The organism is Cumulibacter manganitolerans (genome assembly GCF_009602465.1).
Taxonomy (GTDB): Bacteria; Actinomycetota; Actinomycetes; order Mycobacteriales; family Antricoccaceae; genus Cumulibacter; species Cumulibacter manganitolerans.
The window spans coordinates 34,526-59,534 of the sequence record NZ_WBKP01000019.1; the positions used below are offsets into that span (position 1 = coordinate 34,526).

Sequence of the window (25,009 nt, forward strand, 5' to 3'; positions counted from 1 at the left end):
CCTCGCCCTCGCTCGACGACCGTGAGGGAGCATCACGGTCGTCGAGCGAGCGGAGCCGATAGGCGAAGCGACGTCGAGACGTCGTGAGCCGCCGCTGGGTCGCCTTGTAGGGCAGCGTGCGCGCGGCCGCCGCCGGGTCGCCGTGTAGCCGCCGCCGATCGGCCACTCGGTACGATCGGAGGGCCAGTTTCCGCGGCGTACGCCGCAGCCACCCCGATCCGCTACGGAGTCCTTCGTGCCACCTGTCAACGCACCGTCCCAGCCAGCCCCGCGCGTGACGGTTCCGGCGGGTACCTCGGCGCAGACCGCGGTGAACGAGGCCGGCTTCGAGCAGAAGGGCGCGCAGGCCGCGATCGTCGTCCGCGACGGCGGGATGCTCCGCGATCTCGCGTGGGTGCCCGAGGCGGACACCGACGTCGAGGTGGTGCTGGCCGACACGCCGGACGGGCGCAACGTCATCCGGCACTCCACCGCGCACATCCTCGCCCAGGCGGTCCAGGCGCTCAACCCGGACGCCAAGCTCGGCATCGGACCCCCGATCACCGACGGCTTCTACTACGACTTCCAGGTCGCCGAACCCTTCACGCCGGACGATCTGCAGGCGATCGAGAAGCAGATGAAGAAGATCATCAAGTCGGGGCAGCGCTTCAGCCGCCGGAAGTTCGCGAGTCTGGACGAGGCCCGGGCCGAGCTTGCCGGCGAGCCGTTCAAGCTCGAGCTGATCGGCGACAAGGGCGCGGGGACCGACGCCGACAGCGAGGTCATGGAGGTCGACGCCAGCGGCGAGCTCACGATCTACGACAACGTCGCCATGCGCGGCGGCGAGTGCGTCTGGGGCGACCTGTGCCGGGGCCCGCACGTGCCCAGCACCCGCTACCTGAACGCGTACAAGATCACCCGCTCCGCGGCCGCGTACTGGCGCGGGCAGGAGGGCAACCCGCAGCTGCAGCGCATCTACGGCACCGCATGGGAGACCCAGGAGGCGCTCGAGGACTACCTGCACCGGCTCGAGGAGGCGGAGAAGCGCGACCACCGCCGCCTCGGCACCGAGCTCGACCTCTACTCCTTCCCCGACGAGCTGGGCTCCGGGCTGCCGGTCTTCCATCCCAAGGGCGGCGTCATCAAGCGCGAGATGGAGGACTACGTCCGTCAGCGGCACATCGAGGAGGGCTTCGAGTACGTCGGCACGCCGCACATCGCCAAGGAGCAGCTCTTCTACACCTCCGGGCACCTGCCGTACTACGGCGAGAACCTGTTCCCGCCGTTGCACATCGACGAGGAGAAGGACGCCGACGGCAACGTCACGAAGCAGGGCCAGGACTATCGCCTCAAGGCGATGAACTGCCCGATGCACAACCTGATCTACCGCTCGCGCGGCCGGTCGTACCGCGAGCTGCCGCTGCGGCTGTTCGAGTTCGGGCACGTGTACCGCTACGAGAAGTCCGGCGTCGTGCACGGCCTGACGAGGGTGCGCGGGTTCGCGCAGGACGACTCGCACTCGTACGTGACCCGCGAGCAGGCCCCGGCGGAGATCAAGCACCTGCTCGAGTTCATCCTGTCGCTGCTGCGTGACTTCGGCCTGGACGACTTCTACCTCGAGCTGTCCACGCGGGACGACGAGGGCGCCAAGAGCACCAAGTTCGTCGGGTCCGACGAGCAGTGGGCCGAGGCGACCGCCGTCCTGGAGAAGGTCGCCACGGAGTCCGGCCTGGAGATGGTGCCCGACCCCGGCGGTGCGGCGTTCTACGGCCCGAAGATCTCCGTGCAGGCCAGGGACGCGATCGGGCGCACCTGGCAGATGTCGACCATCCAGTACGACTTCAACCAGCCGCAGGGCTTCGACCTGCAGTACCAGGCCGCCGACGGGTCCCGGCAGCAGCCGGTGATGATCCACTCCGCGAAGTTCGGCTCGATCGAGCGCTTCATGGGCGTGCTCGTCGAGCACTACGCCGGTGCCTTCCCGGCCTGGCTGGCCCCCGTCCAGGTGGTCGGCATCCCGATCTCGGGCGAGCAGGGCGACTACGTGCAGGACGTCGTCGATCGCCTGCGCCGCAAGGGGATCCGCGCCGAGGCCGACCATTCCGACGACCGGATGCAGAAGAAGGTGCGCACCCACACGCTGCAGAAGGTGCCGTTCATGCTGCTGGCGGGCGGCAAGGACGTCGAGGCCGGGGCCGTCTCGTACCGGTTCCGGGACGGGTCCCAGCGCAACGCGATCCCGGTCGAGCAGGCCGTCGAGGAGATCGTCGCCTGGGTCCGTTCGCGCCGCAACGACGCGCCGTCCGGCGCCTCCGACTTCGCGGTCGGCCGGGACGAGCGGGCATGAGCGACCCGACCGCGGACCACTTCGACCGGCTGTGGACGCCGTACCGGATGGCCTACATCCAGGGTGAGGGCAAGCCGAAGCACGCCGGCGACCTCGACGGCTGCCCGTTCTGCACGATCCCGTCGATGAGCGACGAGGACGGGCTGATCGTGGCGCGCGGCGACCGCGTGTACGCCGTCCTGAACAAGTTCCCGTACAACGCGGGCCACCTGCTCATCGTGCCGTTCCGGCACGTGCCGGACTACACCGACATCGACGTCGACGAGGTGGCCGAGTACAGCGCCTTCACCCAGAAGGCGATGCGGGTGATCCGCGAGGTGTCCGGACCGCAGGGCTTCAACCTCGGGATGAACCAGGGCGCCGTCGGCGGCGCGGGTATCGCGGCGCACCTGCACCAGCACGTCATTCCGCGCTGGGGCGGCGACACGAACTTCATGCCGGTCATCGCCTCGACCCGGGTGCTGCCGCAGCTGCTGAGCGACACCCGCCGGCTCCTGGCGGAGGCGTGGGCCGCCGAGCCGTATCGTGGCTCCTGATGCTCAACGACTCCCCAGCCAGAGACTTCTTCGGCCGGCTGTTCAAGCCCCTCGGTGAGGCCCTCGGCAACGCCGGTGTGCACCCGAACACCGTGACCGTCGTCGGGACGCTGGGGACCATCCTCGCGGCGTTCCTGCTCGTCGGTCGCGGCTACCTGTTCGCCGGGTGCATGGTCATCACGTTCTTCGTCTTCCTGGACCTGCTGGACGGCGCGATGGCGCGCTCGACCGGGAAGGTCTCCAAGTTCGGCGCGGTGCTCGACGCGACCGGCGACCGGTTGTCCGACGCGGCCCTGTTCGGGGCGATCGCCTACTGGTACGGCATCGAGGTGCACGACGGCTGGCTGCTCGCGGCCGCGCTGTCGTGCCTGGTGCTCGGGCAGGCGACGTCCTACGTCAAGGCGCGCGCCGAAGGGGTCGGCATCGCGTGCAACGTGGGCATCGCCGAGCGCGCTGAGCGGCTCATCATCGCCCTGGTCGGCCTGGGGCTCCAGGGGCTCGGCGTCCCGTACGTGCTCGACGGAGCCCTCTGGCTGCTCACCGCGATCTCGGCGTACACGGTCTGGCAGCGGCTGCGGCACGTCTACCACGTGAGCGCTGCCGAGCTCTCCGAGCACGCGTCGTGAGCCGGCTCGACGTGCTGCGGCCGCGGCTGGTCGACTCCGCCTTCGCGGCCGGCTGGGCCGCGGTGCCGTGGCTGCCGCGGCCGGTCGCGGCCCGGGCGTTCGACGCGGCGGCCGCGGTCACCGTCCGCCGGCCGGGCAGCTACGCGCAGCTGCGGCGCAACTTGCGCCAGGTGATCGGACCGGAGGCGTCCGAGGAGCGGTTGGAGGCGCTGGTCCACCGGTCGGTGGCGTCGTACACCCGCTACTGGCGCGAGACCTTCCAGCTGCCGGCGTTGGACCCGATCGAGGTGGCTGCGCGCACCGAGATACGGGGCTGGGAGCACGTACGGCAACCCCTGGAGGACGGGCGCGGCGTCGTGGTCGCGCTGACCCACTCGGGAAACTGGGACAGCGCCGCGGTCGTGCTGTGCAAGGTCATCGGCATCCCGATGACCACGGTCGCCGAGCGGCTGGCCCCGGAGTCGTTGTTCGAGCGCTTCAAGGGCTTCCGCGAGGGGCTCGGCATGCACGTGGCCCCGCTGACCGGCGGACCGGAGCCGTCGGTCGCCGTGCTCAAGCGGGCGCTGCGATCGGGCCAGATGGCCACCCTGCTCGCCGACCGGGATCTGCTGCGCACCGGCATCGAGGTCGAGCTCTGCGGGCGGCGCACCACCATGCCGTCCGGCCCCGCGCTGCTGGCCCTGCAGACCGGCGCGGCCCTGGTGCCGCTCGAGCTCACCTTCACTCCCGACGGCTGGCGCAACCAGTACCACCCCGAGGTGGTGATGCCCGCGACCGGCCGGCTGCGCGACCGGGTGACGGTCGGCATCGAGGCGCTCGCGGCGCAGTTCACCGAGCAGCTGCGCCGCACGCCGCAGGACTGGCACATGCTGCAGCAGGTCTGGCCGGACGTATGACCGAGCGGCCGCTGCGCATCGGCATGGTGTCGCCGTACTCCTGGGACGTGCCCGGCGGAGTGCAGTTCCACATCCGCGACCTCGCCGAGACGCTGATCGGCCAGGGCCACCACGTCAGCGTGCTCACGCCGGTGCAGCGAGCCGTCGATCTGCCGCCGTACGTCGTCGACGCCGGCCGCGCTGTGCCCATCCGCTACAACGGGTCGGTCGCGCGGATCCAGTTCGGCGTCGTGTCCGGCGCGCGGGCGCGGTCCTGGCTCACCCAGGGCCGCTTCGACGTCGTGCACGTGCACGAGCCCCAGACGCTCAGCCTGTCGCTGATCGCCTGCATGATGGCGACCTGCCCGATCGTCGCGACGGTGCACGCCGCGACCGAGCGCTCGCGCACCCTCGCCGCCCTGCAGGCGCCGCTGCAGCCGTTCCTGGAGCGCATCGCGGGCCGTATCGCGGTCTCCGAGCTCGCCCGCCGGCTGCAGGTCGAGCACCTCGGGGGCGATGCCGTGCTGATCCCGAACGGGGTGTTCGTCGACCGCTTCGCGACCGCCGAGCCACTGCCGCAGCTGCGCGACGGCGCCCCGACGATCGGGTTCCTCGGCCGCTACGACGAGCCGCGCAAGGGCCTGCAGGTGCTCATCCCCGCCGTCCGGCGGCTGGTTGCGGAGCTGCCCGACGTGCGGCTGGCCATCGCCGGCCGCGGCGACGACAACCAGCTGCGGGCCGAGCTGCCCCTCGAGCTCAGCGACAACGTCGAGATCCTCGGACCGCTCAGCGAGCAGGAGAAGCAGCGCTTCCTGCGCTCGCTCGACGCGTACTGCGCCCCAAACACCGGCGGCGAGTCGTTCGGCATCATCCTCACCGAGGCGATGGCCGCCGGCGCACCGGTCGTCGCCAGCGACATCGACGCCTTCCGGCGGGTGCTCGACGACGGCCGCGCCGGTCTCCTGACGCCGGTGGGGGACAGTGACGCCCTCGCCGCCGGGCTGTGGTCCGCGCTGTGCGATCGATCCGCCACCGAGCAGCGCCGCGCGCGCGCCACCGAGGTGGTCCGCCAGTACGACTGGTCGGTGGTCGCGCGGCGCGTCCTGGGCGTCTATCGCACGGTGATCGGCGGCTGACCGAGCCACCCGCGGCAGTGCGTCCGGGACGCCACCGCGGCTCGCCGTACCCTTGGTCCTTGTGCTCTGGTTGATCCTCGCCCTCGTGGCGCTCGTCCTGCTGACTGCGTGGGTGACGTGGACGGCGATGCGTATCGAGCGGCTCGGTGCCCGATGCGAGGCGGCGTGGCAGAGCCTGGACGCGCAGCTCGTGCGCCGGGCCTCGGCCCTCCGGGAGGTGACGCACGACCAGATGCCCATCGCATCGGGGGTGCACCCCGTCGTCACCGCAGCCCTCGATGCGCGGCGCGACGAACGCGCGCGCGCGGAGAACGAGATCTCGGCACTGATCGCGGCGTTGCCCGCCGAGCACGTCGACGAGCGGCTGGCCGAGGCATGCTCAGGCGTGCAGGTGGCCCGCACCTTCTACAACGACGCCGTCCGCGCGGCGAACGCGCTACGCGCCCAGCGGTTGCCGCGGCTGCTCGGCCTCGGACGCGCCACTCCGGTCCCGCCGTACTTCGACATCGACGACGCACCCGGAACAGGGCGCCGCTGAGGTCCGCGCCCGCGGGCCGCGACGTAGACTTGGAGGGTCGCCCCCATTCGTTCAAAGGACCCTCGTGACGCAGAACCAGATCCCCTCCGAGCAGACCGACCAGCGGACCGGCACCGCCCGCGTGAAGCGCGGCATGGCGCAGATGCTGAAGGGCGGCGTCATCATGGACGTCGTCACCGCCGACCAGGCGAAGATCGCCGAGGACGCGGGCGCGGTCGCCGTCATGGCCCTCGAGCGGGTGCCGGCCGACATCCGCGCCCAGGGCGGCGTATCCCGAATGAGTGATCCCGACATGATCGACGGGATCATCGAGGCGGTGTCGATCCCGGTGATGGCCAAGGCGCGCATCGGCCACTTCGTCGAGGCGCAGGTGCTGCAGTCGCTCGGCGTCGACTACATCGACGAGTCCGAGGTGCTCACCCCGGCCGACTACACCAACCACATCGACAAGTGGCAGTTCACCGTGCCGTTCGTGTGCGGTGCGACCAACCTCGGAGAGGCGCTGCGGCGGATCACCGAGGGCGCGGCGATGATCCGCTCGAAGGGCGAGGCGGGCACCGGTGACGTGTCCAACGCGACGACGCACATGCGCACCATCACCGCGGAGATCCGCCGGCTCGGCGGCCTGCGCGAGGACGAGCTGTACGTCGCGGCGAAGGAGCTGCAGGCGCCGTACGAGCTGGTCGCGGAGGTGGCCCAGGCCGGCAAGCTGCCGGTCGTGCTGTTCACCGCGGGCGGCATCGCCACGCCGGCCGACGCCGCGATGATGATGCAGCTCGGCGCCGACGGCGTGTTCGTCGGCTCGGGCATCTTCAAGAGCGGCAACCCGGCGCAGCGCGCCGAGGCGATCGTCAAGGCGACGACCTTCTTCGACGACCCCGACACGATCGCCAAGGTCTCGCGCGGTCTCGGCGAGGCGATGGTCGGCATCAACGTCGAGGAGATCCCGCAGCCGCACCGGCTCGCCGAGCGCGGCTGGTAACGCCTTATCGACGAGGAGCCCCCGCCCCCGAATCGGACGTTCGGCGGGCGGAGGGCTCAGGTGACCTCGAGCATGGTGTGCATGCCGGCGAGATAGTGGCCCGGGTAGTTGCAGATCAGCTCGTACCGGCCGGGCGGCAGCTGCAGCGTGGTCCACGAGGAGGCGCCCGGCGGGATGCCGGCGCCGGCACCGTCCGCGCAGGCGGCGGAGGCCTCCCCGAGCGCGCCGGTCTCGTCCACCCGCCCGTCGGCGCCCGTCGTCCGCTCGCCGGCCGGCTGACCCGTCGGGAGCGGCAGGACCACGAGCTCGTGCGGCAGCCGGCCGGTGTTGGTCGCGGCGAAGGACACCTTGCCGTGCGGCACGATGGTCCGGTCGGCGGTGACGCGGGCCGCACCGGCCATCATCGGACCGCCCATCATCCCGCCCCGGTCTGTCAGCGCGACATGCACGGTCGTGCCCGAGAGGGCGGGGGCGGCGCACGGGGGTGCCGGCCCGCGGCCGCCGCGTGTTGGTCCCAGAAGGGCGAGGGCCAGCAGGGAGGCGGCGGTGAGCAGCACGGCCGCGCCGGCGGCGAGGACGACGGTCGCGGTCCGCCACCGCGTCACGGCCTCTTCCTGAGGACCTCGACGCGTGCCCGGTACTCGGTCTCGTCGATCTCGCCGCGCGCGAACCGCTGGGCGAGGATGTGCTCCGGGTCGTCATGCCGGGGCCAACCCGGGTCGTGGCCGCCGCGGAGGCCGCGGAGGCCGCGGAGCAGCAGCACCACGACGGCGATGAGACCTCCCCAGAACAGCAGCATCATGAGGCCCATGACGATCCATCCCCAGACCCCGCCGTCTCCGTACCAGCCGTACATCATCGCCGTCTCCTTCCTCTGCCTCCAGTCTCCTCCGCGGCCGGTGCGCTGACAGGGCCTATCGGCCCGTCCCGGGGCTCGGGCCGGCTCGCTTCCGTGCCGTCACCGGTCGGCATAGAATCGCCAGCGGTCGCCGGTCTGGACCCCGGATGGGGCAGCGCGGCGGCCCGGAGCCGGGGGTGCGGGTTGGGAACACGACGGACGGTGGCCGCGGCGATCCAGCCCCGCCGTGACGGTCCGCGGCGCGCACGCGCGAGCCGCCGCCGAGCCGAGAGCCGGGTGGCGGCATGACCGCCGCCGTGCGCCTGCGACGTGCGGGCTCGGCGATCGGCCTGCTGTTGGCCATGGTGGTCCTGGCGATCGTCGGGGCGGCGTCGCCCGCGCGCGCGGAGTACGGCGACCACATCACGTCGTACGGCATCGACTACGTGATCGACGCGGACGGCACGGTCCACGTCACCGAGACGATCGACTATGTGTTCGCGGGCTCCGGGCGGCACGGCATCTACCGGGATCTGCTGACGCGCGTGAAGTACGACGACACGCAGGACCGGGTGTACGAGATCTCGAACCTCGAGATCACGTCGCCGACCGGTGCGTCCACCGAGACCACGCGTACCGAGAAGTACAGCCACGACCGCCGCACGAAGTACGACTCGTACCGGATCGGCTCGGCGAGCGCGACCGTCGGTGCGCAGGAGACCTACGTGCTGAAGTACGACGTCGCCGGGGCACTGAACGCCCAGCAGGACGCTGACACCGAGTTCTACTGGAACGCCACGGGCAACCAGTGGGACGCCCAGATCAACAAGGTCGACGTGACGGTGCGCGTGCCTGGCGGGGCCACCCAGGTCGCCTGCTGGGCCGGCGCACAGGGCACCTCCGACCCGTGCGACCAGGCGAACACCGCTTCCGACGGCACGGCGTCCTTCACGCAGAGCACCGTCTCCAGCGGCGAGCAGTGGGGCCTCACGATCGACGTGGGGATCGATCCCGCCAAGGTCAGCGCCGAGAAGATCCTCGAGGACCGACCGACCTTCCTCAACCAGAACGGCTTCACTCCGGTCAACGCCGGGATCGGGGCGGTCGTGGTCGCCGCGATCGCCGGCTACGGCATCTACACCCGCCGCGAGAGCCGTGACAAGCGGTTCGCCGGCGTACCGCCCGGTGTGGTGCCCGACGAGCGCGACCTCAAGACCCGCGGGAACGGCGTCGGCGTCGTCCCCGACGACGGCTCGGTCATCCCGCCGGTCGCGTTCTCGCCCCCGCGCGGGGTCAGCCCCGCCGAGGCCAGCTACCTGCGCCGTCCTGGCCCGGACGCCGACCAGCTCTCGGCCACCATCCTCGACCTCGCCCAACGCGGGGCGGTCCGCGTGATCGGCGGCGGGTCGGCCGGCGAGAGCCGGTCGCTGCAGCTCGTCGACCCGGCACGCACGGCGTACCCGCACGAGAAAACGCTGCTGAGCCAGCTGTTCGAGGACTCCGACGAGATCTCGCTGTCCAGCGACGTCGCTCCCGGCGTCGACCCGCCGTTGTACAAGCCGGGTCGCACCCTGCGGCGCCAGCTGGGCGACATCGTCGACCGGCGCAGGTGGTTCACCCGGGAGCTCGGTGGCACGCGACGCCGACTGCGCGGCCTCGGGCTGCTGCTCCTGGGTGGCGGCGCAGCCCTGCTGATCTACACGGTCTACCGCTACGCCTCGGGGCTGCCCGGGACCGGCGTCGGGTTCTGGGGTGTGGTCGGCATCGTCGCCGGGGCGGCGCTGCTGGCGATCTCGCGCACCGGGCGCGGGCAGGGCCGTACGGCGGTCGGCCGCGCGGTGATGGACCAGGTGGACGGGTTCGAGATCTACCTGCGCACCGCGGAGGCCGACCAGCTGCGGTTCGAGGAGGGCGAGGACATCTTCTCGAAGTACCTGCCGTGGGCCGTGGTGTTCGACGTGACGGAGCGGTGGACGCGGGTGTGCGCCGAGCTGAGCGCCGCGGGCCGCATCCCGTCGCAACCGGGCTGGTACTACGGGCCGTGGGATCCGTTGCACTCCTACATCTGGATCTCGGCGCTGAACCACAACATCGGCTCGGCCGCTGCGCCGCCGACCCCGGTGCCGAGCGCGTCGAGCCCCGGCAGCTCGGGATTCTCCGGCTTCGGTGGCGGTGGCTTCTCCGGCGGCGGAGGCGGAGGCGGCGGCGGCGGATCCTGGTGATCCGCGCCACGTCGGGCCGCATAGGGTAGGGCGCAACCCCCTGGAAGGAGACCCGATGGCCGACGAGATCACCCCCGCCCCGCGTGGCAAGGCCCCCTGGAGCTTTGACGGCGTCGTACGCGACGCGGACGGCATCGCCCACTACGAAGGCCTGCCCGACTCGCTGATCGACATGCTTCTCGGCGCGGTCGAGCGGGCCCCGGACGCCGAGGCCGTCGTCGAGGTGGGCGGTGGCCGGCTGACGTTCCGCGACGTGTGGGATCGCGCGGCACGCGTCGCCGGCGGCCTGCGGGCCGCCGGGGTGAAGGACGGCGACCGGGTCGCGATCCTCACCGCGGCGGGCAACGATTGGGTACTGGCGTTCTGGGGCATCCTGCTGTCCGGTGCCGTCGCCGTCCCGGTCAACACCAGGTTCGCGCAGCCGGAGATCGACTACGTCGTCGAGGACTGCGGCGCCAGCTATGTCTTCCACGCGGGGCAGCCACTGCCCGACGGCGATCCGTACATCGCGCCCGGCAAGGAGCACGACGACCTGGCGGCGATCTTCTACACCAGCGGTACCACCGGGCGCCCCAAGGGCGCCCAGACCTCCCACGAGGCATTCCTGACCAACTGCGAGAACATGTGCCGGGGCCTGGGCATCGGCCGTGGCGAGGGGGCCGACTACCGCACCCTCATCTCCGTGCCGCTGTTCCACGTCACCGGCTGCAACAGCCAGTTGCTGGTGTCGATGTACGTCGGCGGAACGAGCGTGATCCTGCCCGAGCTCAACGTGCTGACCGTTCTGGAGCTCATCGGCTCCGAGCGCATCTCCTCGATCACCACCGTGCCGGCGATCTACAAGCTGCTGATGCTCAGCCCCGACTTCCCCCGCTACGACATGAGCGGCGTGCGCTGGGTCGGCTACGGCGGTGCACCGATCGCGCCGGCCCTGGTGCACCAGCTGCGCGAGGCGTTTCCGAAGGCCGGGCTGAAGAACGGGTTCGGGATGACCGAGTCGGCGTCGCTGATGACCGTGCTGCCCGATGAGTACGCGGCCGACCACGCCGACTCCGTCGGGTTCGCCTGCCCGGTGGTCGACCTGGCGGTGGACCAGCCGGACGAGGACGGCGTCGGCGAGCTGCTCGCGCGGGGCCCGAACATCACCTCCGGCTACTGGAACAAGCCCGACGCCACGCTCGACGCGTTCGACGGCGATTGGCTGCACACCGGGGATCTGGCCCGCATCGACGACGACGGCTTCGTATACATCGTCGATCGCGCCAAGGACATGATCAACCGCGGCGGGGAGAACGTGTACTGCGTCGAGGTGGAGAACGCGCTCGCGGCGATCCCGGGGATCGCCGAGTCCGCGGTGATCGCGGTGCCCGACGAGGTCATGGGGGAGAAGGTCGGCGCCGTGATCGTTCCCGCTCCCGGAGCGACGCTCGACCCGGCCGAGATCGCGGACAGCCTGCGCGGCACGCTGGCCGACTTCAAGATCCCGCAGTACATCCACATCGCGGGCGAGCCGCTGCCGCGCAACCCGGGCGGCAAGGTGCTCAAGCCCGGGCTGCGTACCTCGACGCCCTGGGGCAAGCCACTGCGCTGACCTGCCGGATTCAGCCGCAGGTCGAAGTGCCGGCTCAGCGTTCCTCGGACTCGGCGGCGAGCGCGACCTCGTCGTGGTCGACCAGCCGCTGCGCCCGGGCGATCGAGTCCGACGAGTGCCGGCCCTCGCGCCGCGTCTCGGCCAGCCACACGCGCTGCGCGGCCAGCGCCGAACGGCGCAGATCCACGAACTGGGCGACGTCGTTGTCCGGGTCGTCGGGGTCCACCTCGACCGCGTGCGCGAACCACGGGCGGCGCGCGGTCGTGCGCCGGATCGCGAGCTCGACGGCGTGCGGATCGGCGTCCCGGTCGGTCGCCGCCTCGGTGATGGCCTGGACGCCGACGTCCGTCATCTCCGAGATGACCTCCAGCATCTCCTCGCGATCGCGGGCTCGCGTGTCGCGCTGCAGGTGCAGCACCCGCACCAGCAGCGGCAGCGTGCCGCCCTGGACGAGCAGCGTCAGGGTCGCGACGGTGAACGCCACCAGGACCAGCTCCGTGTAGTACGGGTGCTCGCGGGGAAGCGTCTGGACGGCGGCCACCGTCACCACCCCGCGCATCCCGGCCCATCCGATGACCGCGGTGTCCCGCCACCCCAGGGCCTGGTCGCGAAGCGCCGAGAGGTCGTTCTGCTTGCGGCGGTACGCCGCCCGGATGCGCTCCAGGCGGCCCTCGCGGCCGGGCGGCACCTCGGTGATGGCCTCCAGCCGCTCCCCCATGGCGGCGTACCGGCGGGCGCGCTCGCGTGCCACCCTCCGCAGGGTCAGCAGCAGCGGCGGCAGGACGGCGTACCGGACCACCACCAGCAGCACCGCCACGAGGGCGCCGACGCCGACGACCTCGACGATGTGCAGGTTCCGCGCGTCGACCGCCGCGATCACGCCGGGCAGCTGCAAGCCCATCGTCAGGAACACGCCGTTCTCGACGATCATCGTGAAGGTGTTCCAGGTGGAGGCCTCGGTGAGGCGGTGCGCGGCCCGGATCCGCGACTGGCCACGGTTGCCGACCACGAGCCCGGCGACGACCACCGCCACCACCCCGGAGCCGCCGACGGCCTCGGCGGGCAGGAACGCGATGAACGGGGTCGCCACCGACAGCGCGGCGTCCAGCACCGGATCGACGAGAGCGCGCCGCACCTGCACCACCAGCAGCCCGACCAGACCGCCGACGAGGACCGCACCGGTGACCGCCCACGCGAACGCGCCGACCGCTCCCCACACGCTCACGCCCTGGCCGGCACCCGCCGCTGCGCTCAGCGCGGTCGACAGCAGCACCAGCGCGGTCGCGTCATTGACCAGGCCCTCACCCTCCAGGATGGTGAGCACCCGCGGAGGGAGACCCAGCTGCTTGCCGAGCGCGGTCGCCGCGACGGCGTCCGGCGGCGCGACGACGGCGCCGAGCGCGATGGCGAGCGCGAGCCCCACTGTCGGCCAGATCGCGTGCACCACCAGCCCGACGGCGACGGCGCTGATCGCGACCAGCGCGACGGACAGGAAGACGATGACCCGCAGGTTGCGCCGGAAGTCGACCGCGGGAACCTTGCGCGCCGCGGAGTACAGCAGGGGCGGCAGCAGCACCGTGAGGATGACCTCGGGAGAGACCGAGAAGTCGGGGACGACGGGGATCAGGCTCAGCACGGCGCCGGCGACCACCAGGAGCAGGGGAGCGGCGACCCCGATCTTCCCCGCGAAGTAGCCGACCGCGCCGATCAGGATGATGCCGACCACCAGGATGAAGGTCCACTGCGTGGTCACATGATGCATGCGCGCATGCTATCGGCGACGAGGCGCTGGCTCAGGTGAGCCAGCCGGCTACCCGCGCAGGTACGTCGGTCGCCTCCGCGGCCTGCACCGCGGTGACGATCCGCGGGATCGCCGCGCGCAGCCGCTCGGTCTGCGGCGTGAGCGGGATGCGCAGGTAGTTGTCCATCGTGCCGTCCGGCCCGAACCGCGTCCCGGGCACGATCAGCACCCCGTGCCGGGGCGCGAGCCGCGCCGCGTCGGTGGCGACCGCCTGCGGAAGCCGTACCCACACGGTCGCGCCGCCGGCCGGCCGGATGACCTCCCAGGACGGCGCCTGCTGGGCGAGCGCCGCGCGGAGCACGTCGAAGTTCTCCCGCATCCGGGCCGCCTGCCGCCGGGCGGCCGCGTCCAGGTCCGGCATCATCTCGACCGCGATCAGCTGGTCGAGCAGCGGTCCGGACATGTCACCGAGGGCGCGGGCGACGCCGAGCCGCCCGACCACAGCGCTGCCCGCGCGCACCCACCCGATACGCAGGCCGCCCCAGACCGGCTTGGACAGCGACCCGATGGACACGCCCGAGTTGCGGGCGTCGAAGTACGACATCGGCGGCGGCAGCGTCCGCTCCTCGAGCGCCATCAGCCGGAACGACTCGTCGACCATCACCACGGTCCCGGATTCCTCCGAGAGCTGCATGACCAGCGCCCGCGTCTCGGCGTCCATGAGCGCACCGGTCGGGTTCTGGAAGTCCGGCATGAGGAACGCCGTGCTCGCGGCGCTCTGCCGGAAGGCCGAGCGGAGCAGGTCGTGCATCCACGGCTGGTCGTTGTCCGGCAGCAGCCCGACGGGGCTCGGCACGCGACCGGTGTGCCGGATCAGGTCCAGGGCCATGGGATAGGTGGGCGACTCCACGATGACCCGGTCCAGCGCGTGCGTGAGGTCGCCGAGCGCCAGCGAGAACCCGTGCTGCGCGCCGTTGGTGACGAGGATCTGATCGGCGCTGGTCTCGACGCCGGCGGCCACGTAGCGGGCCGCGATCGCCTCGCGCAGCTCCGGCACGCCCAGCGGGAAGTAGCCGTCGGTGCGGTAGAGGCCGCGCATCCGGTCCACGGCGCGGTCGATCGCGGCATCGAGGAGATCGTCGGGAGCGGCGCGCCCGGCCGTCGTGAGGTCGATGATGTCGGCTTCCGGGTCCGCCGGGCGGCGGACCGGCACCAGGCCACTGTCGTAGAAGCTGCCGCTGCCGGCAGTGACCACGCTGCCTGAGCCCCGGCGGCTCGCCAGCCACCCGTCGTCTCGCAGCGCGGAGTACGCGCCGGCGACCGTGGTCCGCGAGACGCCCAGGGCCCGCGAGAGCTCTCGCTCGGCCGGCAACCGGGCGCCGATGGCGAGGCGGCCGTCGAGCACGCTCTGCCGGATCGCTGCGGCGAGGCCACGGTAGGCCGGTCCGGGGCGGCCCTGCCAGCCACCGATCATCTGCGCCAACGCCGTCGCGGACGGCCGGACACTGCTCACCATATGAGCCACTTTCAGCGAACTGGCTATGTAAAGCAAGTCCAATCCGCTGCCATGATCGTCACCGTGACGACGACGACACCACACCGCCGGGCCGGTCTGAGCCGATGGCTGCTGCCGATCCCAACGGGTCGCCGGCCGCGGCGGTTTGCGCAGCTGTTCGCCGGGCTGTCCCTCTACGGCGTCGGCATGGCCATGCAGGTCCGCGGCGCCCTGGGGCTGGACCCGTGGAACGTGCTGCACGAGGGCCTCGCGAAGCGCACCGGTCTCACGTTCGGAACGATTCTCGTGATCGTCGGCGTTCTCGTGATCGCGCTGTGGCTACCGCTGCGGCAGCGCCCCGGCCTCGGCACGCTCGCCAACGCGCTGTGGGTCGGCGTGATGGCCGACCTGACGCTCGCGGTGCTGCCGGAGAGCCGGCTGCTCGCCGTCCGCATCCCCGAGCTGGCGATCGGGATCGTCGGCGTCGGGTTCGCCGGCGCGCTGTACATCGGGGCCGGCTTCGGTCCCGGTCCGCGGGATGGGCTGATGACCGGCCTGCACGCGCGCGGGTTCGGCTCCCTGCGGCTGATGCGCACCTGCGTCGAGGTGACCGTGCTGGTCGCCGGCTGGCTGCTCGGCGGCGGCGTCGGCCTCGGCACGGTGCTGTTCGCGCTGAGCATCGGCCCCCTCGTGCAGTGGTTCCTGCCGATGGTGGCCGTCGACCGTCCGCCGCGCGGTGCCACGGCGTACGCCGAGGGCGACTGACCTCGGTTCTGCGGGGCAGTGGCGCACGCTATCGGGCGATTACCGTGACCTACTCCACCGCAGAAGACGCGGCTCGCGGCTCGCGCGTCGTACGTCGCTAGTGGATCCGCCAGGTAAGGCCGTCCCGCTCGAGCCGCAGCCGGTGGTTGTGCGTGGCCAGCGCACCCTCGAACAGCCGACCCCAGATCCGGTCGACCGCGGGGTGCGCGCCCGGGCCGACGAAGACGGGAGCCTCCTGGGTCACCGTGGCGCCGGCGGCGGCCCGTTCCACCGACGCGGACGTGCCGTGACCGCTGAGCAGGGCGGCGAGGATGTCGGCCGCGCTGTGCGCCGACCCGTCCGGCGTCGCGCCGAGGATCGCGCAGACGGTGGGGTAGTACTGCATGCCGATCTGCTTGGCCGCCAGCCCGATCACCGCGACGGCCTGCTCCTCGCCCCACAGGTCGATCGCCGTGCCGACCGCGGTCTGCGGGTAGGTCATCGCGTAGTTGCGGTGCGCCTTGGCCAGCCGTTCGCTCGGCCACTGCTCGGTCGGCAGGGCCGGCGCCAGCGCCGGGTCGAAGTCGGGGGCGTCCTGCGTGCGGTCGAAGCGCAGCCGCTGGTGCGGCTCCAGCGGCTCGTCGTACTCGAAGTAGTAGCCCTCGAGCGCGCTGTCGCCGTCGGCAGCCTGCTTGGTGCAGACGAAGCCGAGCCGCGGATTGCCCAGCGCGACGCCGTTGCGGGCGTGCCAGCCGCGCAGCATCGCCTCGGAGACGATCGGCGGGACGCCGCACAGCGCCGAGCCCTCCCACACCCAGCGCGGAGTGCCGTACCGGATCCACGCCTTGCGGTCGGACTCGGGCATGAACTCGACGTTGACGCCGCCGATCCAGTTGGAGAGGTAGTGGTACTTCGCCGCCGCGACCGCGTCCGGCTGGCCGGCGAGCCCGAGCTTCTGCAGCCCGGCGACGAACTTCTGCTCCCGTTGCCGGCTGAACACCTCGAACACGAGATCGGCGGCCCGCTGCCCGCCGAGCCGCGACGAGGACGCGAGCACGATGCCGGTGAAGAACGCGTGGTAGAGCTCGGCGACGGCGCGCCATGTGCGCTCGTCGTTCGTCGTGGATGGCATTCCGGCAATGTATCGGTCGCTCGATGCTGCCGAGCGGGAGGCCGGGGGCGCACGCGCAGGCTGGACTACCGTGGTGGCGCGAAACCCGAACGACGGAGGTCTTGTGAGCACACCCACCATCGGCGTCCTGGCACTGCAGGGCGACGTCGCCGAGCACCTGCGTGCGCTGGAGGTGTGCGGGGCACGGGCGGTGCCGGTGCGCCGACCGAGCGAGCTGGCGGACGTCGACGCCCTGCTGCTGCCCGGGGGCGAGTCGACCACCATCGACAAGCTGCTGCGCGCCTTCGGCCTGATGCAGCCGCTGCGCGAGCGCATCGCGGCCGGGATGCCGGCCTACGGCTCGTGCGCCGGGATGATCCTGCTGGCCGACCGCATCGAGGACGGGATGGCGGGCCAGCAGACGGTCGGCGGCATCGACATGGTCGTGCGCCGCAACGCGTTCGGCAGGCAGGTGGACTCGTTCGAGGCCACGGTCGCCATCGCGACGATCGGCGGCGCGCCGTTCCACGCGGTGTTCATCCGCGCGCCGTGGGTGGAGTCCGTCAGCGCGGACGTCGAGGTGCTCGCGCGCGTCGAGAGCGGCCCGGCGGCCGGTAGAATCGTCGCTGTCAGGCAGGGAACGCTCGTCGCGACGTCCTTCCACCCGGAGGTGACCGGCGACCTGCGCGTGCACGAGTACTTCGTGTCGCTGGTCCGCGAAGGCGCGCCGAGCACCGCACCTGCGTCACCGATCGACACCGCATAACGCATGAGGGGACGTGTCCATGAGCGGACATTCCAAATGGGCGACCACGAAGCACAAGAAGGCCGTGATCGATGCCAAGCGCGGCAAGCTGTTCGCCAAGCTGGTCAAGAACATCGAGGTCGCGGCGCGCACCGGCGGTGGTGACCCGGATGGAAACCCGACGCTCTTCGACGCGATCCAGAAGGCCAAGAAGACCTCGGTGCCCAACGACAACATCGAGCGGGCGCGCAAGCGGGGCGCCGGCGAAGAAGCCGGCGGGGCTGACTGGCAGACCATCATGTACGAGGGCTACGGGCCGTCGGGCGTCGCGATGCTCATCGAGTGCCTGACCGACAACAAGAACCGCGCGGCGAGCGAGGTGCGTACGGCGATGACCCGCAACGGCGGCCAGATGGCCGACCCGGGTTCGGTTTCTTACCTCTTCAGCCGCAAGGGCGTGGTGATCCTTCCGAAGAACGACCTGAGCGAGGACGATGTCCTTGAGGCGGTGCTCGAAGCCGGCGCCGAGGAGGTCAACGACCTCGGCGAGTCGTTCGAGGTGGTCAGTGAGGCGACCGACCTCGTGGCGGTCCGCGAGGCGCTGCAGTCCGCGGGCTACGACTACGACTCGGCCGACTCGAGCTTCCTGCCCAGCGTCAGCGTGCCGCTGGAGGCCGAGGCGGCCGAGAAGGTCTTCAAGCTCGTCGACGCGCTCGAGGACTGCGACGACGTGCAGAACGTCTACGCGAACTTCGACGTCTCCGACGACGTGATGGCGCAGATCGACTCCTGATCGCGGCGTGTTGGACGCGTACGGCGTCCGGCATGGCCTACGCTCGATCCTCGTACACGTGTGCGACGAGAGGGCGGCCGATGAGAGTTCTCGGAGTCGATCCGGGATTGACCAGATGCGGCTTCGGCGTCGTCGAGGGGCGCGCCGGGAAGCCGCTGGTGCACCTGCACCACGCCGTCGAGCGGACCCCGGCCGATCTGGAGGTCGCTCGACGCCTCGCGCTGATCTCGTCCGCCGTCCTGCACCAGATCGAGATCTACCGTCCGGACTGCATCGCGGTCGAGCGGGTGTTCAGCCAGCACAACACCCGCACGGTCATGGGTGTGGCGCAGGCCGCCGGTGTCGCGTTGCTGCACGCCGCGCAGGCCGGCATCCCGGTGGCCCTCTACACGCCGTCGGAGGTGAAGGCGGCCGTCACCGGCTCCGGGCGCGCCGACAAGGCGCAGGTCCAGCTGATGGTCACCCGCGTGCTCCGCCTGCCGGCGCCGCCCAAGCCGGCGGACGCCGCGGACGCGCTCGCGATCGCCACCTGCCACATCTGGCGCGGGGCCGCCGTCGGGCGCTACCAGGCCGCGCTGGCCGCGGCCGGCGCGAAAGCGGTGCGCCGATGATCGCCTCCGTGAGCGGCACCGTCCGCAGCCTCAGCGACACGTCCGCGGTCATCGAGGTCGGTGGCGTCGGCATGCTCGTGCAGTGCACGCCCGGCACCCTCGCCCGGCTGCGGGTCGGCGAGCACGGGAGCGTCTCGACCAGCCTGGTCGTGCGCGAGGACTCGCTGACGCTGTTCGGCTTCGCCGGCGACGACGAGCGCGAGCTCTTCGAGCTGCTGCAGACCGCGACCGGCGTCGGTCCCAAGGTGGCGCAGGCCGTGCTGGCCACCATGCCGGTGCGCGAGGTCCGCCAGGCGATCGCGCTGGGCGAGATCGGCGTCCTCACGCGCGTGCCGGGCATCGGCAGGAAGGGCGCCGAGCGCATGGTGCTGGACCTGCGCGACCGGATCGGCATGCTCAGCGCCCCGTCGGCGCCGGGCGCGGCGCCCACCCCCGTCGCGCCGGTCGCCCCGTGGCGCGATCAGCTGCTCGGCGCCCTCACCGGGCTGGGCTGGTCGTCGGGCGAGGCCGACGAGGCCGTGGCCGCGCTGGAGCCGATGGCCGCCGAGGCGATGGAGCGTGACGGTCGCGTGGAGGTCGCCGTCCTGCTGCGGGCCGCGCTGCGCTCCCTGAGCAGGTAGGCATACTGGGTGCGCCATGACTGAGCCCTCCGAGGACGTTCCCGAGATCGTCTCGCCGTACGCCGGCATCGACGAGCGGGACGTCGAGACGTCGCTGCGGCCGAAGACGCTCGGCGACTTCGTCGGACAGGTGCGGGTGCGCGAGCAGCTCGCCGTCGTCCTCGACAGCGCGAAGGCGCGCCGCCAGCCACCGGACCACATCCTGCTCAGCGGCCCACCCGGACTGGGCAAGACGAGCCTGGCGATGATCATCGCCGCGGAGCTGGGTGCCGCGATCCGGGTGACCAGCGGCCCCGCGATCGAACGCGCCGGCGACCTCGCCGCGATGCTCTCGACGCTCGACGAGGGCGACGTGCTGTTCATCGACGAGATCCACCGCGTCGCGCGGCCCGCCGAGGAGCTGCTGTACATCGCGATGGAGGACTTCCGCGTGGACGTCGTCGTCGGCAAGGGCCCGGGCGCCACCGCCATACCGCTCGACGTCGCCCCGTTCACCCTCGTGGGCGCCACGACCCGCTCGGGCCTGCTCACCGGTCCGCTGCGTGACCGGTTCGGGTTCGTCGCGCACATGGACTTCTACACCGACGCCGAGCTCGAGCACGTGATCGGCCGCAGCGCCGGTCTGCTGGGCATCGAGATCGACCCGGCTGGCGCGGCGGAGATCGCCCGGCGCAGCCGCGGCACCCCCCGCATCGCGAACCGGCTGCTGCGCCGCGCCCGCGACTTCGCCGAGGTCCGCGCCGACGGCCACCTGAGCCGCGAGGTCGCCCGCGCGGCCCTCGACGTCTACGACATCGACGAGCTCGGCCTCGACCGGCTCGACCGGCTGGTGCTGGAGGCGCTGGTCCGGCAGTTCAACGGCGGACCGGTCGGCGTCGCGACCCTCGCCCTCGCCGTCGGCGAGGAGGTGCAGACGGTCGAGGACGTCGCCGAGCCCTTCCTCGTGCGCGCCGGCCTGCTCGCCCGCACGCCGCGCGGCCGCATCGCCACGCGCGCCGCCTGGGCGCACGTCGGCGTCGCCATGCCGCGCGACGACACCGCGTTGTTCTGATCGGTCGCCCGGGTGCGATCGCCTCGGGCCCTTCGGCTCTGTGCGGCGGGTCCTGGTCCTCGTAGCGTGGCAACCAGCGACGCAGCAGGAGCGAAGGCATCGAGATGTCGGGGTCCAGCGAGAGCGACACCACGGCGCAGCCTCCCAGAGGGAGCCACGCGCCCATCCAGCGGCGCCGCGATCGGTACCCGACGATCCGCAAGGAGCCGTCGGACTGGCGCGTCGCGCCCAACCTGACTCCCGAGACCTACGACGCCTTCTCCTGGGACGCGGCCCGGTCATGGCTCGACGGGCTGCCGACCGGCGGGCTGAACATCGCGCACGAAGCGGTCGATCGGATCGGCACGCCGCCGGCCCGCACGCCGAGCGGGTGGCCCTGCGCTGGCTGGGACGGCGCGGTGATCGGGCCGAGCTGACCTACGCGGACCTGCGCGCGCGCACCAACCGCTTCGCCCAGGTCCTCGACCGGCTCGGTACGCAGCCGGGCGACGCGGTCTTCGCGCTGCTGGGGCGGGTGCCGGCTCTCTACGTCGCCGCGATGGGGACCCTGAAGGCGCGACGGGTGTTCTGCCCGCTGTTCGCCGCGTTCGGTCCGGAGCCGGTGCGCCAGCGGATGGCGATCGGCAACGGGCGCGTCCTGATCACCACCCGCCAGCTCTACGAGCGCAAGGTCGCCGGCGTACGCGAGCAGCTACCCGCCCTCGAGCACGTGCTGCTCACCGACCTGCAGCCCGGGGAGCCGCTGCCCGAGGGGACGCTGTCCCTCCAGCCGCTGCCCGAGGAGGCACCCGCGGAGTACGCCATCGGCCCGACCGACCCCGAATCGCCGGCGCTGCTGCACTTCACCAGCGGCACGACCGGCGCACCCAAGGGCGCGGTGCACGTGCACGAGGCCGTGGTCATGCATCACGCGACCGCCCGCTTCGCCCTCGACCTGCATCCCGAGGACGTCTACTGGTGCACCGCAGATCCCGGGTGGGTCACCGGCACCTCGTACGGCATCGTCGGGCCGCTCTCGCTCGGTGTCACCAGCGTCGTCGACGAGGCGGACTTCGACGCCGAGCGGTGGTATCGCATCCTGCGCGAGGAGCGGGTGAGCGTCTGGTACACCGCGCCGACGGCGATCCGCCGCCTCATGCGCCTGGGTGCGCCGGGGGAGAAGAGCGATCTGGCGCTGCGCTTCGTGGCGAGCGTGGGGGAGCCGCTCAACCCGGAGGCGGTCATGTGGGGAGTGCAGGCCTTCGGGCTGCCGGTCCACGACAACTGGTGGCAGACCGAGACCGGCGGGATCATGATCGCCAACACGGCCGTGGCCGACATCAAGCCGGGTTCCATGGGGCGGCCGCTGCCCGGGGTGACCGCGGCCGTGCTTCGCCGCGGCCCGGACGGCGTCGACGACGGCGACGGGCGGCCCGAGCAGGTCGAGGCCGGTGAGGTCGGCGAGCTCGCCCTCCGGCCCGGATGGCCCTCGATGTTCCGCGGCTACCTGGGCGCCGAGGAGCGGTACGCCCGGTGCTTCGTCGGCGGCTGGTACCTCAGTGGGGACCTCGTCAGCCGGGACGCCGACGGCTACTTCTGGTTCCACGGCCGCTCCGACGACGTCATCAAGTCCTCGGGCCACCTCATCGGCCCCTTCGAGGTGGAGAGCGCCCTCGCCGAGCACCCCGCGGTCGCCGAGGCCGGGGTGATCGGCAAGCCGGATCCGGTGGCGGGGGAGATCGTCAAGGCCCTCGTGGTCCTGCGTCCCGGTACGGCGGCCGATGCGGCCCTGGTGCGCGAGCTCGTCGGGTTCGGCCGGTCTCGGCTCGGGGCGGCCGTGGCGCCCCGCGAGATCGAGATCGTCACCGCGCTGCCGGTCACCCGCAGCGGGAAGATCATGCGCCGGCTGCTGCGTTCCCGCGAGGTCGGGCTGCCGGCCGGTGACCTGTCCACCCTGGAGGAAGGCGGTACCCCGTGACGACGACGCCGTCCGCCGATCCGAGCTCGCTGGAGCGCGAGGAGGCCCACGCGCTGCTGAAGGGCATGCTCAGGGTGCGGCGCTTCGAGGAGCGCTGCATCGAGCTGTACAGCGCGGCACGCATTCGCGGCTTCATGCACGTCTACATCGGCGAGGAGGCAGTGGCTGTGGGCGCGATGCAGTCGCTGCGGCCGGACGACGCCGTGGTGTCCACGTACCGCGAGCACGGCCACGCGTTGGTGCGCGGTGTGCCCGCGGCGTCCATCCTCGCCGAGATGTACGGCAAGGCGGAGGGCTGCAGCAGGGGGCACGGCGGGTCCATGCACCTGTTCGACCTCGCCGCCCGCTTCTACGGCGGGAATGCGATCGTCGCCGGTGGCATCCCGATCGCGGTCGGGCTCGCCCTGGCGGACAAGCTGCAGGGCAGGGACCGGGTATCGGCCTGCTTCTTCGGAGAGGGCGCGGTCGCCGAGGGCGCCTTCCACGAGTCGCTCAACCTCGCCGCGCTGTGGCGCCTGCCGGTGGTGTTCTTCTGCGAGAACAACCTCTACGCCATGGGCACCGCGCTGACCCGCTCCGAGTCGCAGACCGACCTCACCGCCAAGGCGGCGTCCTACGCGGTGCCCACGTGGGCGGCCGACGGGATGGACGTGCTGGCCTGCCGGGCAGCGGCCGGCCAGGCGGTCGCCGCGACGCGCGCCGGCGCCGGGCCCGCCTTCGTCGAGTTCCGGACCTACCGATTCCGCGCGCACTCGATGTACGACCCCGAGCTGTACCGCCCCAAGGCCGAGGTCCAGCGATGGAAGCAGCGTGACCCGGTGGAGACCTTCGCCGCCGCGCTGCAGGACCTGGGTCTGCTGGACCGGGCCGAGCACGACGCGCTCGAGAGGGACGTCGCCGCGGAGATCGACGACGCCGTCGCCTTCGCGGAGCGCGGCACCCTCGAGCCGGTCGAGGCGCTCACCGACCACGTCTACCGGCGGCGCGTGCGATGAGCTCCCCGGCGACGGTCGAGACGACCTTCCGCGAGGCGTTCCGGGAGGCCCTGCGCGACGCCCTGCAGCGCGACCCGCTCGCCTTCGTCATGGGCGAGGACGTCGGGCGGTACGGCGGCTGCTTCGGGGTGACCCACGGGTTGCTGGAGGAGTTCGGGCCCGAGCGGGTCCGCGACACGCCCCTGTCGGAGGCGGGCTTCGTGGGTGCCGGCATCGGTGCGGCGCTCGGCGGGATGCACCCGATCGTGGAGATCATGACGGTCAACTTCAGCCTGCTCGCCCTCGACCAGATCATGAACAACGCCGCCACGCTCCTGCACATGTCCGGCGGCCAGCTCAACGTCCCGATCGTGATCCGGATGACGACCGGCGCCGGACGCCAGCTGGCCGCCCAGCACTCGCACAGCCTCGAGGGCCTCTACGCGCACATCCCGGGCCTGCGGGTCCTCACTCCCGGCACCCTCGAAGACGCCCGCGGCATGCTGTGGACGGCGTTGCAGGACCCGGACCCGGTGCTGATCTTCGAGCACGGCGCCCTGTACCCGGCCCGCGGGGAGCTGGCCCACGACGCGGGCCCGGTCGGTATCGACGAGGCCGCCGTGCGCCGCCCCGGTGAGGACGTGACCCTCTGCGCCTACGGCGGCGGCCTGCCCAAGGCGCTGAGCGCCGCAGCGCTGCTCGAGGCCGACGGCATCTCCGCGGAGGTCCTCGATCTGCGCACCCTGCGGCCGCTGGACGACGCGGCGATCCTCGGGAGCGTCGCCCGGACGCACCGGATGGTCGTCGTGGACGAGGGCTGGCGCAGCGTCGGCGTGGCCGCCGAGGTGTGCACCCGCGTCATGGAGGGCGCGTTCTACGAGCTGGACGCGCCGGTCGCCCGGGTGTGCGGCGCCGAGGTGCCGGTGCCCTACGCCGCGCACCTCGAGCAGGCCGCGCTGCCGCAGCCGCAGGACATCGCGGCTGCCGCCCGGAGGCTGGTCGGCAGCCGTGGCTGAGTTCACGATGCCCTCGCTGGGCGCCGACATGGACTTCGGCACGGTCGTCGAGTGGCACGTCCGGCCCGGAGACCACGTGGCGCGCGGAGACATCATCGCCGACGTCGACACCGACAAGTCGGTGATCGAGGTCGAGGTGTTCCTCGCCGGCACGGTCGAGAGGATCCTCGTCGCCGAGGGCGAACGGGTGCCGGTCGGCGCGCCGCTCGCCGTGCTGCGCGAGGACGCCGCGGCCCCGGGACAGCCGGGTCGCGACGTACCGCCGCGACCGCCGTCGATGTCCGAGGTGCCGCCGCCACCGCCGTCGACGTCCCTGGCTCCGTCGGCGCCCGACCTACCGCCGCCGGCTGTCGCCGACCGGTCCGAGGTGCCGGCGCCAGATCCGGCGTACCTCAGGGCGGCAGGTGGACCGGAAGGCCCCGCCGGGTTCGACCCGCCGGGGCAGGGCCCGGCGTGACTGCGACCGGCGATCGTCAGCGGT

General features: G+C 72.1%; 25 protein-coding genes. 20 read left to right on the forward strand and 5 right to left on the reverse strand.

Features of this window, described 5'->3' with window-relative positions; all coding sequences use genetic code 11:
* The first annotated feature begins 274 nt into the window (after positions 1-274).
* The 7 genes from thrS to pdxS all read left to right on the forward strand — a co-directional run bounded on the left by thrS (position 275) and on the right by pdxS (position 7,019).
* Positions 275-2,326: a threonine--tRNA ligase gene (thrS, locus tag F8A92_RS09090; protein ID WP_228389313.1), complete on the forward strand. Its 2,052-nt coding sequence runs from the start codon at positions 275-277 to the stop codon at positions 2,324-2,326.
* Positions 2,323-2,862, forward strand: coding sequence for an HIT family protein (locus tag F8A92_RS09095; protein ID WP_153504845.1), 540 nt, complete (start codon positions 2,323-2,325; stop codon positions 2,860-2,862). The genes thrS and F8A92_RS09095 overlap by 4 nt, the downstream gene beginning before the upstream one ends.
* Positions 2,862-3,488, forward strand: a complete 627-nt coding sequence (gene pgsA, locus F8A92_RS09100; protein WP_153504846.1) for a phosphatidylinositol phosphate synthase — start codon at positions 2,862-2,864, stop codon at positions 3,486-3,488. Before F8A92_RS09095 ends, pgsA begins: the two co-directional genes overlap by 1 nt.
* The gene (locus F8A92_RS09105; RefSeq protein WP_153504847.1) at positions 3,485-4,384 is read left to right on the forward strand and encodes a phosphatidylinositol mannoside acyltransferase; all 900 of its coding nucleotides are present in this window, start codon (positions 3,485-3,487) and stop codon (positions 4,382-4,384) included. Before pgsA ends, F8A92_RS09105 begins: the two co-directional genes overlap by 4 nt.
* Entirely contained in the window at positions 4,381-5,499 is a 1,119-nt protein-coding gene (locus tag F8A92_RS09110) for a glycosyltransferase family 4 protein (RefSeq protein ID WP_228389314.1), read from the forward strand. Before F8A92_RS09105 ends, F8A92_RS09110 begins: the two co-directional genes overlap by 4 nt.
* 61 nt (positions 5,500-5,560) lie before the next feature.
* Entirely contained in the window at positions 5,561-6,037 is a 477-nt protein-coding gene (locus tag F8A92_RS09115) for a LemA family protein (RefSeq protein ID WP_153504848.1), read from the forward strand.
* 64 nt (positions 6,038-6,101) lie between these two features.
* Positions 6,102-7,019 carry a pyridoxal 5'-phosphate synthase lyase subunit PdxS gene (pdxS, locus tag F8A92_RS09120; RefSeq protein WP_153504849.1) on the forward strand — a complete coding sequence of 306 codons (918 nt, stop codon included), beginning with the start codon at positions 6,102-6,104 and terminating at the stop codon, positions 7,017-7,019.
* A gap of 56 nt (positions 7,020-7,075) precedes the next feature.
* Here the strand turns inward: pdxS and F8A92_RS09125 are convergent, their stop codons facing one another.
* Positions 7,076-7,624, reverse strand: a complete 549-nt coding sequence (locus tag F8A92_RS09125; RefSeq protein WP_153504850.1) for a sulfocyanin-like copper-binding protein — start codon at positions 7,622-7,624, stop codon at positions 7,076-7,078.
* Positions 7,621-7,878 (reverse strand): SHOCT domain-containing protein, encoded by a 258-nt coding sequence (locus F8A92_RS09130; RefSeq protein ID WP_153504851.1) that lies wholly within the window; start codon positions 7,876-7,878, stop codon positions 7,621-7,623. The genes F8A92_RS09125 and F8A92_RS09130 overlap by 4 nt, the downstream gene beginning before the upstream one ends.
* Positions 7,879-8,162: 284 nt before the next feature.
* On the opposite strand from F8A92_RS09130, the gene F8A92_RS09135 reads away from it, so the two are divergent.
* Together F8A92_RS09135 and F8A92_RS09140 are read left to right on the forward strand one after the other, a co-directional pair.
* Complete coding sequence (locus tag F8A92_RS09135; RefSeq protein WP_153504852.1) at positions 8,163-10,079, forward strand: DUF2207 domain-containing protein; 1,917 nt, start codon at positions 8,163-8,165, stop codon at positions 10,077-10,079.
* A 55-nt stretch (positions 10,080-10,134) separates the two neighbouring features.
* Positions 10,135-11,670, forward strand: a complete 1,536-nt coding sequence (locus F8A92_RS09140; RefSeq protein WP_153504853.1) for a class I adenylate-forming enzyme family protein — start codon at positions 10,135-10,137, stop codon at positions 11,668-11,670.
* Positions 11,671-11,704: 34 nt separating this feature from the next.
* Here F8A92_RS09140 and F8A92_RS09145 read toward each other — a convergent pair whose 3' ends face one another.
* Together F8A92_RS09145 and yczR are read right to left on the reverse strand one after the other, a co-directional pair.
* Positions 11,705-13,432, reverse strand: coding sequence for a cation:proton antiporter (locus F8A92_RS09145; RefSeq protein ID WP_153504854.1), 1,728 nt, complete (start codon positions 13,430-13,432; stop codon positions 11,705-11,707).
* A gap of 31 nt (positions 13,433-13,463) precedes the next feature.
* Positions 13,464-14,927: a MocR-like transcription factor YczR gene (yczR, locus tag F8A92_RS09150; protein ID WP_153504855.1), complete on the reverse strand. Its 1,464-nt coding sequence runs from the start codon at positions 14,925-14,927 to the stop codon at positions 13,464-13,466.
* Positions 14,928-14,978: 51 nt separating this feature from the next.
* On the opposite strand from yczR, the gene yczE reads away from it, so the two are divergent.
* A complete protein-coding gene (gene yczE / locus F8A92_RS09155) occupies positions 14,979-15,671 on the forward strand; it encodes a membrane protein YczE (RefSeq protein ID WP_228389315.1) in 693 nt (230 codons plus the stop codon).
* A 97-nt stretch (positions 15,672-15,768) separates the two neighbouring features.
* Here the strand turns inward: yczE and F8A92_RS09160 are convergent, their stop codons facing one another.
* Positions 15,769-16,782, reverse strand: coding sequence for a hypothetical protein (locus F8A92_RS09160; protein ID WP_153504856.1), 1,014 nt, complete (start codon positions 16,780-16,782; stop codon positions 15,769-15,771).
* Positions 16,783-16,885: 103 nt separating this feature from the next.
* On the opposite strand from F8A92_RS09160, the gene pdxT reads away from it, so the two are divergent.
* The 10 genes from pdxT (at position 16,886) to F8A92_RS09205 (ending at position 24,985) form a co-directional block, all read left to right on the forward strand.
* Positions 16,886-17,527, forward strand: a complete 642-nt coding sequence (pdxT, locus tag F8A92_RS09165) for a pyridoxal 5'-phosphate synthase glutaminase subunit PdxT (protein ID WP_228389316.1) — start codon at positions 16,886-16,888, stop codon at positions 17,525-17,527.
* A gap of 19 nt (positions 17,528-17,546) precedes the next feature.
* Positions 17,547-18,299, forward strand: a complete 753-nt coding sequence (locus F8A92_RS09170) for a YebC/PmpR family DNA-binding transcriptional regulator (RefSeq protein ID WP_153504858.1) — start codon at positions 17,547-17,549, stop codon at positions 18,297-18,299.
* An 80-nt stretch (positions 18,300-18,379) separates the two neighbouring features.
* Positions 18,380-18,910: a crossover junction endodeoxyribonuclease RuvC gene (gene ruvC / locus F8A92_RS09175; protein ID WP_153504859.1), complete on the forward strand. Its 531-nt coding sequence runs from the start codon at positions 18,380-18,382 to the stop codon at positions 18,908-18,910.
* The gene (ruvA, locus tag F8A92_RS09180; protein ID WP_153504860.1) at positions 18,907-19,530 is read left to right on the forward strand and encodes a Holliday junction branch migration protein RuvA; all 624 of its coding nucleotides are present in this window, start codon (positions 18,907-18,909) and stop codon (positions 19,528-19,530) included. The genes ruvC and ruvA overlap by 4 nt, the downstream gene beginning before the upstream one ends.
* Positions 19,531-19,546: 16 nt before the next feature.
* Positions 19,547-20,581, forward strand: a complete 1,035-nt coding sequence (gene ruvB / locus F8A92_RS09185) for a Holliday junction branch migration DNA helicase RuvB (protein ID WP_153504861.1) — start codon at positions 19,547-19,549, stop codon at positions 20,579-20,581.
* Between the two features lie 104 nt (positions 20,582-20,685).
* Positions 20,686-20,997: a hypothetical protein gene (locus F8A92_RS18995; RefSeq protein WP_228389317.1), complete on the forward strand. Its 312-nt coding sequence runs from the start codon at positions 20,686-20,688 to the stop codon at positions 20,995-20,997.
* Positions 20,952-22,538 (forward strand): acetate--CoA ligase, encoded by a 1,587-nt coding sequence (acsA, locus tag F8A92_RS09190; RefSeq protein WP_228389318.1) that lies wholly within the window; start codon positions 20,952-20,954, stop codon positions 22,536-22,538. Before F8A92_RS18995 ends, acsA begins: the two co-directional genes overlap by 46 nt.
* Positions 22,535-23,533, forward strand: coding sequence for a pyruvate dehydrogenase (acetyl-transferring) E1 component subunit alpha (pdhA, locus tag F8A92_RS09195; RefSeq protein ID WP_228389319.1), 999 nt, complete (start codon positions 22,535-22,537; stop codon positions 23,531-23,533). Before acsA ends, pdhA begins: the two co-directional genes overlap by 4 nt.
* Entirely contained in the window at positions 23,530-24,528 is a 999-nt protein-coding gene (locus tag F8A92_RS09200) for an alpha-ketoacid dehydrogenase subunit beta (protein ID WP_153504862.1), read from the forward strand. Before pdhA ends, F8A92_RS09200 begins: the two co-directional genes overlap by 4 nt.
* Entirely contained in the window at positions 24,521-24,985 is a 465-nt protein-coding gene (locus F8A92_RS09205; protein ID WP_153504863.1) for a biotin/lipoyl-containing protein, read from the forward strand. The genes F8A92_RS09200 and F8A92_RS09205 overlap by 8 nt, the downstream gene beginning before the upstream one ends.
* The last annotated feature ends 24 nt before the right edge of the window (positions 24,986-25,009 follow it).

Bases quoted from the DNA above. Each gene is read 5' to 3' on its own strand.
- F8A92_RS09095 (WP_153504845.1), top strand. From the start codon at position 2,323: ATGAGCGACCCGACCGCGGACCACTTCGACCGGCTGTGGACGCCGTAC.
- pgsA (WP_153504846.1), top strand. From the start codon at position 2,862: ATGCTCAACGACTCCCCAGCCAGAGACTTCTTCGGCCGGCTGTTCAAG.
- F8A92_RS09110 (WP_228389314.1), top strand. From the start codon at position 4,381: ATGACCGAGCGGCCGCTGCGCATCGGCATGGTGTCGCCGTACTCCTGG.
- F8A92_RS09130 (WP_153504851.1), bottom strand. From the start codon at position 7,878: ATGATGTACGGCTGGTACGGAGACGGCGGGGTCTGGGGATGGATCGTC.
- F8A92_RS09135 (WP_153504852.1), top strand. From the start codon at position 8,163: ATGACCGCCGCCGTGCGCCTGCGACGTGCGGGCTCGGCGATCGGCCTG.
- F8A92_RS09140 (WP_153504853.1), top strand. From the start codon at position 10,135: ATGGCCGACGAGATCACCCCCGCCCCGCGTGGCAAGGCCCCCTGGAGC.
- F8A92_RS09145 (WP_153504854.1), bottom strand. From the start codon at position 13,432: ATGCATCATGTGACCACGCAGTGGACCTTCATCCTGGTGGTCGGCATC.
- yczR (WP_153504855.1), bottom strand. From the start codon at position 14,927: ATGGTGAGCAGTGTCCGGCCGTCCGCGACGGCGTTGGCGCAGATGATC.
- yczE (WP_228389315.1), top strand. From the start codon at position 14,979: ATGATCGTCACCGTGACGACGACGACACCACACCGCCGGGCCGGTCTG.
- F8A92_RS09160 (WP_153504856.1), bottom strand. From the start codon at position 16,782: ATGCCATCCACGACGAACGACGAGCGCACATGGCGCGCCGTCGCCGAG.
- F8A92_RS09170 (WP_153504858.1), top strand. From the start codon at position 17,547: ATGAGCGGACATTCCAAATGGGCGACCACGAAGCACAAGAAGGCCGTG.
- ruvC (WP_153504859.1), top strand. From the start codon at position 18,380: ATGAGAGTTCTCGGAGTCGATCCGGGATTGACCAGATGCGGCTTCGGC.
- ruvA (WP_153504860.1), top strand. From the start codon at position 18,907: ATGATCGCCTCCGTGAGCGGCACCGTCCGCAGCCTCAGCGACACGTCC.
- ruvB (WP_153504861.1), top strand. From the start codon at position 19,547: ATGACTGAGCCCTCCGAGGACGTTCCCGAGATCGTCTCGCCGTACGCC.
- F8A92_RS18995 (WP_228389317.1), top strand. From the start codon at position 20,686: ATGTCGGGGTCCAGCGAGAGCGACACCACGGCGCAGCCTCCCAGAGGG.
- F8A92_RS09200 (WP_153504862.1), top strand. From the start codon at position 23,530: ATGAGCTCCCCGGCGACGGTCGAGACGACCTTCCGCGAGGCGTTCCGG.